Source organism: Hyalangium sp. (assembly GCF_045802625.1).
Classification (GTDB): domain Bacteria; phylum Myxococcota; class Myxococcia; order Myxococcales; family Myxococcaceae; genus Hyalangium.
This window is the reverse complement of sequence record NZ_JBJMQP010000179.1, coordinates 1-8,631: the sequence shown is the minus strand read 5'-3', so window position 1 is coordinate 8,631 and position 8,631 is coordinate 1. Positions and strand designations below refer to the sequence as shown.

Here is an 8,631-nt window from a genome sequence, read left to right as displayed (position 1 = left end):
TGGTGAACGCCACGGACCTGGGAACTGCGAGCCCCTCCACGCCGGTGCGCTTCGTGGTGACGCTGCAGCGCCCGGATCCCGCCGGCGAGAAGGCGATGCTGGACGCCGTGCATAACCCTTCGAGCGCCTCGTTCGGCCACTTCCTGACCCCCAGCGCCTTCGCGACGCGCTTTGGCGTGCCCAGCTCCCAGCTCGATCAGGTGAGGTCCTGGCTCACCGGCGGCGGGCTCGTCGTCGATCAGGTCTCCACGGCGCGCGATCAGCTCGCCGTGCACGGTGACGTGGCGCATGTGGACGCCCTGCTCGGCACGGCGACCCACCGGTTCGCCCTCGCTCAGAGCCAGTTCATCGCCAACACCTCGGCGCCCGTGGTGCCGCTGGCGCTGGGCATCCGCAACATCGTCGGCCTCAACACGCTGCAGCGCTTCTCCCTGCCCGCGCGCACGCCCAGCCAGGACACCTGCGTGGGCGGCGTATGCACTGGCACCACCACGCCGCAGGACATGTGGTCGGTCTACGAGCAGCCCGCGCAGCACGTGGGCCAGGGCCAGAAGATCGGCATCTTCGGCGAGGGCCGCACCGATGACGTCATCAGCGACCTGCGCATCTTCGAGGCGAAGTTCGGCCTGCCCACCGTGCCGGTGACGGTGGTGCACCCGGCGGGCGAGACGGACTTCAGCGATGACTCGGGCCTGGTGGAGTGGGACATGGACACCCAGTCGTCCACGGCCATGGCGCCCGGCGTGTCCGAGCTGCGGCTGTACTTCGGCCAGGATCTCTCCGACGTCAGCATCACGCACTCCTTCACCAACTGGGTGGATGATTCCACGGGCCCCTTGCAGGCCTCGGCGTCCTTCGGCGAGTGCGAGACGGTGCCAGTGGTCAGCCCGCTGGCGGGCCAGCCGCTGCTCAACCCCTCGCTGCCCGTGGGCCAGGGGCTGGGCAACAACATCGACGCGACCTTCTCGGAGATCCTCCGCCAGGCGGCGCTGGAGGGCCGCACGCTCTTCGCCTCGACGGGTGACACGGGCTCCTCGTGCCCGGTAGCGTTCGCGGCCGTCATCGGCGCGGGTAACGGCGTGCTCAACCAGGTGGTGCCGATCACCAACTCCCCGGCCTCGCTCCCGTACGTGGTGGGCGTGGGCGGTACGGTGCTCTACACGGACGGCGCCGGCCACCGCTCGCACGAGTATGGCTGGGCGTTCTCGGGTGGCGGCTCCACCTTCTTCATCCCCGCGCCCAGCTACCAGCTCGGCACCCCCGGCCTGACGCCTTGCGTGGACAACCCGCTGACGACGTGCCGAGGCATCTCGGATGTGGCCGCCCAGTCGGGTGACGTGGTGGGCAACGGCTTCTCCATCATCAGCGGCGGAGCGGACTCGGTGGGTGGTGGCACGTCCCTGTCCTCGCCGCTGTGGGTGGGCATGTGGGCTCGCATCCAGGGCGCGTCCTCGAACCCGCAGGGCAACGGCTTCGCCAACTACGCGCTCTATCGCGTGGGCAACAACGCGGCCTCGTACGCGCGGGACTTCTTCGACGTGAGCTCCACCGACACCGCCACGGGGCTGCCCGCGTCCAACGGCCTGTATGCGACGACGCCCGGCTGGGACTTCGTGACGGGCTTCGGCACGCCGCGCGTCTCCGGGCTCATCTGCGACATCGATCACCAGGGCTGCTAACGCCGCAGTGCCTACCCGGTGGGGCGCCTGTCCTCGGGACGCCCCACCGGCTCCGGGAAACGGATAGGGTGCAGGGCTCTCGAGCCCTGTCCTCCCATGAACCCGACCGTCATCACCGCGCTGACCGTTGAGCCGCTGGACCTGCCGCTCACCGAGCCCTTCGCCATCGCCACCGGCGCGCAGCATGTGGCTCACAACGTGCTTGTGCGCCTGACGCTGGCGGATGGCACCACCGGGCTGGGCGAGGCCGCGCCCTTCACCGCCGTCAGTGGTGAGACGCAGGCCCGCACGCTCGCCGCCATCGAGTCCGTGAGAGAGCAGTTGCTTGGCCGGGATGCCCGCACCTGGCGTCCCCTGTCCGCGTGGCTCACCGAGGCGCTGCCTGAGGAGCCCTCGGCCCGCTGCGGCCTGGAGACGGCGCTGCTGGATGCGCTGGCCCGCCACCACCGCGTGCCCCTGTGGGTCTTCTTCGGCGGCGCCGGCACGGAGCTGGACATCGACATGACGGTGACGGCCGGAGACCGCGCGCACGCCGAGTCTTCCGCTCGGTCCATCCTCGCGCGTGGCATCGCCACCCTGAAGGTAAAGGTCGGCGCCCTGTCACCCGAGCAGGACGTGGAGCGGCTCGTGGCCATCTCTCAAGTCGCTCCCCAGGCGCGGCTCTTCGCCGACGCGAACGGTGGCTACACCGTGGCCCAGGCGCGGGAGTTCCTCTCCGGGCTGGAGCGCGCGGGCGTGCCGCTCTCCCTCTTCGAGCAGCCCGTCCCCGCCGAGGATCTCTCCGGCTTGGCCGAGCTCACGCGCACCACGCGCATCCCCATCTGCGCCGACGAGTCCGCCCGCTCCGCCGAGGACGTGCTGCGCCTCATCCGCGAGCGCGCGGCCACGGGCATCAACATCAAGACCATGAAGTGCGGCGTGGTGGAGTCCCTGATGATGTGGCACCTGGCTCGCGCCGCCGGGATGGAGCTGATGATCGGCGGCATGGTGGAGAGCACGCTGGCCATGAGCTGCTCGGCCCACCTGGCCGCGGGCCTGGGCGGCTTCCACTACGCGGACCTCGACACGCCCCTGTTCATCGCGAAACACCCCTTCCGCGGCGGCTACCGGCAGCAGGGCTCCCGGGTGAGTATCGGCGATGTCACCTCGGGCCACGGCGTGGAGCTGGCCTGAGCCGCAGCGGCGCTCCTGGGCCCCCAGGAGGTGTGGGATGCCCGGTGGTTCGTACGCGGCGCGGCGAAACGCAGGCCAACCGGTTAGGCATGGGGGAACGTGCTGGACTCGCTCGAATCGCCCCTCCGCCTCGCCCTCGTCGCGGAGGATCCGCTCGCTCGGGGCGCTCTTTCCCGGGCGCTCGCCGATCAGGGCGGGGAGGATCTCACCATCGCCGCTGCCGGTACGCTCGCGGAGCTGGAAGCGGCTCGCGCCGAGCCTCCCGACGTGGTGCTGTGGGACGTGGGCCTGCGCCTCTCGGAGGCCGAGGGGCGGCTGGAGGCTCCCGAGCTGAGCGCCCCGGTGCTCGCGCTGGTGTCTGATGAAGCGGCGGGAGAGCTGGCACTCGCCGCCGGGGCTCGGGGCCTGCTCTTCCGAGATGCCACCCCGAGCGCATTGCTGGCAGCGCTCCAGGCTGTGGCTCGGGGGCTCGCTGTCTTCGAGCCTTCGCTCTCCCCCGTGCGCTCCACGCCCCGGGCTTCGACCTCCACCCCCACCAGCCCAGAACCCCTGACGCCTCGCGAGCGCGAGGTGCTCTCGCTGCTGGCCGAGGGCCTATCCAACAAGGCCATCGCTGACCGGCTCGCCATCAGTGAGCACACCGCCAAGTTCCACGTGAACGCCGTGCTCGCCAAGCTGGGTGTGCAGCGGCGCACCGAGGCGGTGGTCCGCGCCGCGCGCCTGGGGCTGGTCACACTGTAGAGTGCGCGCGTGCCTGAGTCCAAGACCTCGAAGACGAGCAGGAGTCAGGAGGCGCGCCGCAGCCCTCCCGAGGCGACGCCACATGCGCGGGACTCGCTGCTGAAGACACTCTTCGAGCTTCAGAGCGAGTTCATCCGGGGCGGGGATCCGCTGAGGCTGCTCGACCGATGGCTGTCGCTCCTGCTCGCGGAGATGGGCAGCGAGCAAGGCTTCCTCGGCGCGGTGCGCCCTGGCCCCGAGGCGGGGCGGCCCTTCCAGATCGTCGCCTCCACGCCTCCGGGTTGGGGAGAGGTCGAGAGCCTCCAGGCGCTCGCCGAGTCGACCCTGTCCACAGGTCAGCCGGTACCCTTCGCCGAGTCCCTGACGGCTCCTGGCGGTACGCCCCGCTCCCCGGAACCCTCCGCCGCGCGCTCCTTCCTGGCGCTGCCTCTCCATGCGGACGCCACACGGGTGGGGCTGGTGGGCCTCGTCCTCCGCTCCGAGCTCCCCTCCGCCGACATTCTTCAGCCCCTGCTGACCGTCGGTGGCAGCCTCCTGCAAGGCTGGCAGGCCACGCGCCGCCTCCAGGTGGAGCTGGAGGAGCTGCGACAGAAGCTCGCCAGCGTGGAGATGGACGTGTGGGACTGCGATCTCTCCACGCAGGAGCTGCATGTGAGCCGCCGCCTGCGAGAGATCCTGGGCTACGCCGAGCACGAGCTGGAGCCCACCATCGAGACCTGGCGGCGCCTGTGCCACCCAGAGGATCTCCCTCGGATCGAGGGCATCTTGCGCGAGCACTCGGAAGGGCACTCCCCCCAGGCCGAGTTCGAGTACCGAGCGCGGCGCAAGAATGGCGAGTGGGCCTGGATCCTCTCCCGAGCCCGGGTGGCGCTGCGCGACGAACAGGGCCGGCCCGTGCGCCTGGTAGGCACGGACACGGATCTCACCGCCCGCAAGCGCGACGAGGAGCGGCTGAGCGCCCTGCTCCAGGCCATCCCGGATCTCATCTTCCGGATACGCGGAGATGGCACCTATATCGACTTCAGCTGCAGCACCGCCGAGCGGACCCTGCTGGCGCCGGAGATGTTCGTCGGCAAGAACATGCGGGAGCTGCCGATTCCCCAGTTCCTGATCGATCTGACGCTCTCGCAACTGGCGTACGTGCTTCGTGAGAGCACCGTGGCCGTCTACGAGTACGACCTGGAGATGCCAGAAGGGCGCCAGAGCTACGAGGCCCGCCTGGTGCGAAGCGGGCCGGACGAGGCCGTGAGCATCATCCGCAACATCACCGAGCGCCGGCTGATCGAAGAGCGGCAGGCCCAGCTCATCCAGGCCGAGAAGCTGGCCTCGCTGGGGCAGATGGCGGCGGGCATCGCGCACGAGATCAACAACCCGGTGAGCTACGTCACCAGCAACCTGAAGACGCTCGAGCAGTACGCCACCCTGCTGGGGCCGCTGCTGGGCTCGTTGCGCGAGCTGGTGGAGGCGCCGGGCTCCGAGCCGCGCACGCTGTCGGCGGAGCAGCGCCAGGGCCTGCGGAGGTTGTGGGAGCAGGCAGAGGCGGAGCAGCTCCTCACCGACATGCCCGAGCTGATCCAGGAGTCGCTGACCGGCACGCGGCGCATCAAGGAGATCGCCCAGAGCCTGCGCTCGTTCGCCCGCGAGGATGACGGGAAGCCGCAGGTGGTGGACCTGAACGCGGAGCTGGAGTCCACGCTGCGGATGGTGGGGAACGAGCTCAAATACAAGTGCGAGGTGAAGCGCGACTTCGGGCCGTTGCCTCGGATCACCTGCCATCCCACACAGCTCGTCCAGGTGTTCACCAACCTGCTGCTCAACGCGGGGCAGGCCCTCGAGCAGTGGGGAGAGATCCGCATCCGCACCCGGCAGCAAGGGGACGAGGTGGTGGTGGAGATCTCGGACACGGGCAAGGGGATGACGCAGGAGACGATCTCCAAGCTCTTCACGCCCTTCTTCACCACCAAGCCGCGAGGACAGGGCACGGGGCTGGGGCTGTCCATCAGCCGGGACATCGTCACGCGCCACGGGGGCCGGCTCGAGGTCCAGAGCGAGCCCGGCCGGGGCAGCACCTTCACCCTCTTCCTGCCTGTCGTGCCGCCAACCTGAGCAAGCGCCATGTCCGGGCTCTTCAGACACCACCACCGAAGTTCTCAGGTACGACTCATGCGCTATCCCCCTGCGCTCCTCGCATGGGCTTCGTACCTCATCGCGATATCGCAGGGCTGCGGTAGCTGTTCGTCACGCCCCCAGGAGTCCTCCACGGGAGTCGCTACGTCCGTCTCCGCGCCGGCCGGTGGGGACGTGGATGAACAGGATCCTCTGCTTGGGGCGGGGGCTTTCTTGCCCAGCGTCAGGTTCCGAGTGGAGGGAGAGCCCGACCTGGACAACCGCTATGCCGCCGCGGTCCGCGTCACCCCGAAGGCTCTAGAGCTCATCGATGGCCTGCGCGGCTGTAGCGGTGTCATCATCTCTCCCCACTTGGTTCTCACCGCCGGCCACTGCGTCTGTCAGAACCATCCCCCCATGACTCGTGGCCCCGTGGCGCAGCAGGTGGATGGGTCCGGCTGTGTCGAAACCGCCTCCGTGGATCTCTTCTTCTATGAATACGATCCCCGCAGGCCGCGAGAGGCCCCCGGCCACACCTCCGCGCAATACCTGGGCAGGGTTCACCCCCATCCCCGGCTGGACGTGCGCTCGAATGCCCAGGGCGAAATCCTCTCCAGTCACGCGGATCTGGCACTCATCGCGCTGGACACGCCGGTTCCCCAGGGCTTCCGGCCAGCTCCCATCGCCACCACAGGCGTGGCTCTCCAGGAGTCTCTCGCGCTGGTGGGTTTTGGCCATGCCGAGGAACTGGGCTGGCTGGATGACACGCGCCTCATCAACAAGCGCAAGGTTGCCGCCGCCGTGGACGCAGCCGGGGAAAGGTTCCAGCTCGAGCAGCAGAGTGAGTCTTTCTTCAGAGGTGACAGCGGCGGTCCCTGCTTCAGGGATTCTCCCCAAGGTCCCACGCTCGTGGGGATCTCTACGACAGGGCTGGGCCCGCAACCTACGCTGACGGCCCTCCTCGCTTACCGTGAGTGGCTCCAGCAAGAAATCCAGCGGGCGGAGACTCCTGGGGAGTTCACACCTTGAGAAATCCCCCGACGAACTGGCTCGGCTCATGCGTACTCCGCCTGTGGCTCGCCACGCTTGGGCTCGCATCCTTGCCTGACTGCGCCACGGAGACTTCCTCGCCCGGTGGAGCCCCACTCTCGAGCGGGACGGAGCCCTCCGAAGACTTGTTCCCTCAGGGGTCCATCCTCGTGTCTCCAGGCCAACTGGATACCGCGGATCGGTATCTCTCGTCCGTGATGGTCCTCGTTGGCTCTAGCGACTCGGGTGGATTCCTTGGCAAGTGTTCGGGAGTGTTGATCCACCCGCGCCTCGTCATCACGGCGGGGCACTGCGTCTGCGCTCGCCGCCCGCCCACGGCCCATGACACGGCAGCGCGCGGCAAGGCGGGAGCCACCTCCGGTCCAGCTCGCGAGGGCCGCCCTATTCAGCGAGTCGCGGTGCTCCAGGGAGTCGAGCTCACGGGGATCATCGATACGAAGTCTGCGTGCGTCGAGGACGCCGAGGTGTTCACGGCCTCCTATGCCTCAACGCCAGCTCGCGCTCCCCAGGAGCGAAAGCCCCTGCCCTACCATGGGAAGGTGCAGGTTCATCCTGGGCTGGAGCTCATCTTCGGGAGGAGGAGCGGAGCCGAGCAGGTGATGTGGAGCAACGCGGATCTGGCCGCCATCCTCCTCGACCAACCCATATCGCTGCAGATGCCCCGCATCGCGCTGGCGGATGCTGAAGTCCAGGTCGGTGACCTGATCACCCTGGTCGGCTTCGGACCTGGGACCCTCACCCCCACCTATGGCTTCCGCCATTTTGGCGACAACAAGGTGAACCGGCTCATCCCTCTGGAGACGGGGAGCGCGGTCTTCAGGGCCGAGGAGCAGCAACTGTCCGATGGGAGCGCGGCCTCCCACGCGCAGCCGGGCGATAGTGGGGGAGCTTGCATCAAGAAGGGGGACAAGAACGTGCTCGTGGGTATCACGACCGTCGGCGCGGAGAAGCCTGCAGGAGGGCACATGTCCGTCTTCACCAGCATCTACTCCCACCGGAGCTGGTTGAGGCAGATGCTCCAGAAAGCCGATGAGAGCTGAGCCGGCCACGCTCCTGCACTCCCTCCCCGAAAGCATGAGCCTCCTCCCCTGCGGGTGAGGGTTGCCGCGCGGAGGCCCTCCGGATGGGCAGGTCCCCTGCCTGAATGGATAGGTCCCCTGCCTGACCGTCTCGCCGATGTGGCGCGCCTTCGAGGCCCTTAATTTCTGGCCCAGAAAGGAAACGCCATGTCCGATCTGCTCTCCCTCTCCCAGTCCATCGCCTCCCTCGTCGAGCGCCTTGCTCCCTCCGTCGTCCGCGTGGAGGCCCGCCGCCGGCGCGGCGCCACCGGCATCGTCTGGAGCACCGAGGGCCACATCCTCACCACCAGCCACTCCGTCGAGCACGAAGGGCAGATCCAGATCAGCCTCCCCGAGGGCCGCACCGCCCCCGCCGAGCTCGTCGGGCGCGACCCCAGCACTGATCTCGCGCTCCTCAAGACCGAGGCCGCGGGCCTCACCCCGCTGGCTCCCGCCCCTCTGGACGGCGTGAAGGTGGGCCACCTCGTGCTCGCGCTCGGCCACCCCGGCCGCACCACCCGCGCCACCCTGGGCATCGTCAGCGCCCTGGGCGATGAGTGGCGCACCCACGCCGGTGGCCGCATCCACCGCTACCTGGAGACGGACGCGGATCTGCCTCCTGGCTTCTCCGGCGGGCCGCTGGTGGACGCTCAGGGCCGCTTCCTCGGACTGCTCACCGCCGCCTTCTCCCGCACCGCCGCCGTCGCCATTCCCAGCGAGACGCTCACCCGCGTGGTCAACACCCTCCGGGAGCACGGCGGCATCCGCCGCGGCTACCTGGGCGTCGGCGCCTACCCCGTGCGCCTGCCCCAGCACCTGTGGGC

7 protein-coding genes are annotated in these 8,631 nt (G+C 69.1%); all 7 read left to right on the top strand.

Translation table 11 applies throughout. The features are described 5' to 3' along the window. On the top strand, window positions 1–1,679 hold a 1,679-nt coding region (locus tag ACJ8AT_RS30730), incomplete at its 5' end, for a protease pro-enzyme activation domain-containing protein (RefSeq protein WP_407741492.1). Between the two features lie 96 nt (window positions 1,680–1,775). Continuing rightward, a complete protein-coding gene (locus ACJ8AT_RS30725; RefSeq protein WP_407741491.1) occupies window positions 1,776–2,852 on the top strand; it encodes a dipeptide epimerase in 1,077 nt (358 codons plus the stop codon). 99 nt (window positions 2,853–2,951) lie between these two features. Beyond that, window positions 2,952–3,593, top strand: coding sequence for a LuxR C-terminal-related transcriptional regulator (locus tag ACJ8AT_RS30720; protein WP_407741490.1), 642 nt, complete (start codon window positions 2,952–2,954; stop codon window positions 3,591–3,593). Between the two features lie 9 nt (window positions 3,594–3,602). Continuing rightward, a complete protein-coding gene (locus tag ACJ8AT_RS30715) occupies window positions 3,603–5,699 on the top strand; it encodes an ATP-binding protein (protein WP_407741489.1) in 2,097 nt (698 codons plus the stop codon). Window positions 5,700–5,708: 9 nt separating this feature from the next. Next, on the top strand, window positions 5,709–6,728 hold the full coding sequence (locus ACJ8AT_RS30710; RefSeq protein ID WP_407741488.1) for a trypsin-like serine protease: 1,020 nt from the start codon (window positions 5,709–5,711) through the stop codon (window positions 6,726–6,728). Between the two features lie 218 nt (window positions 6,729–6,946). Next, on the top strand, window positions 6,947–7,789 hold the full coding sequence (locus ACJ8AT_RS30705) for a trypsin-like serine protease (protein WP_407741493.1): 843 nt from the start codon (window positions 6,947–6,949) through the stop codon (window positions 7,787–7,789). Between the two features lie 186 nt (window positions 7,790–7,975). Beyond that, window positions 7,976–8,631: S1C family serine protease (locus tag ACJ8AT_RS30700; protein WP_407741487.1), on the top strand; the 656-nt coding region annotated here is incomplete at its 3' end.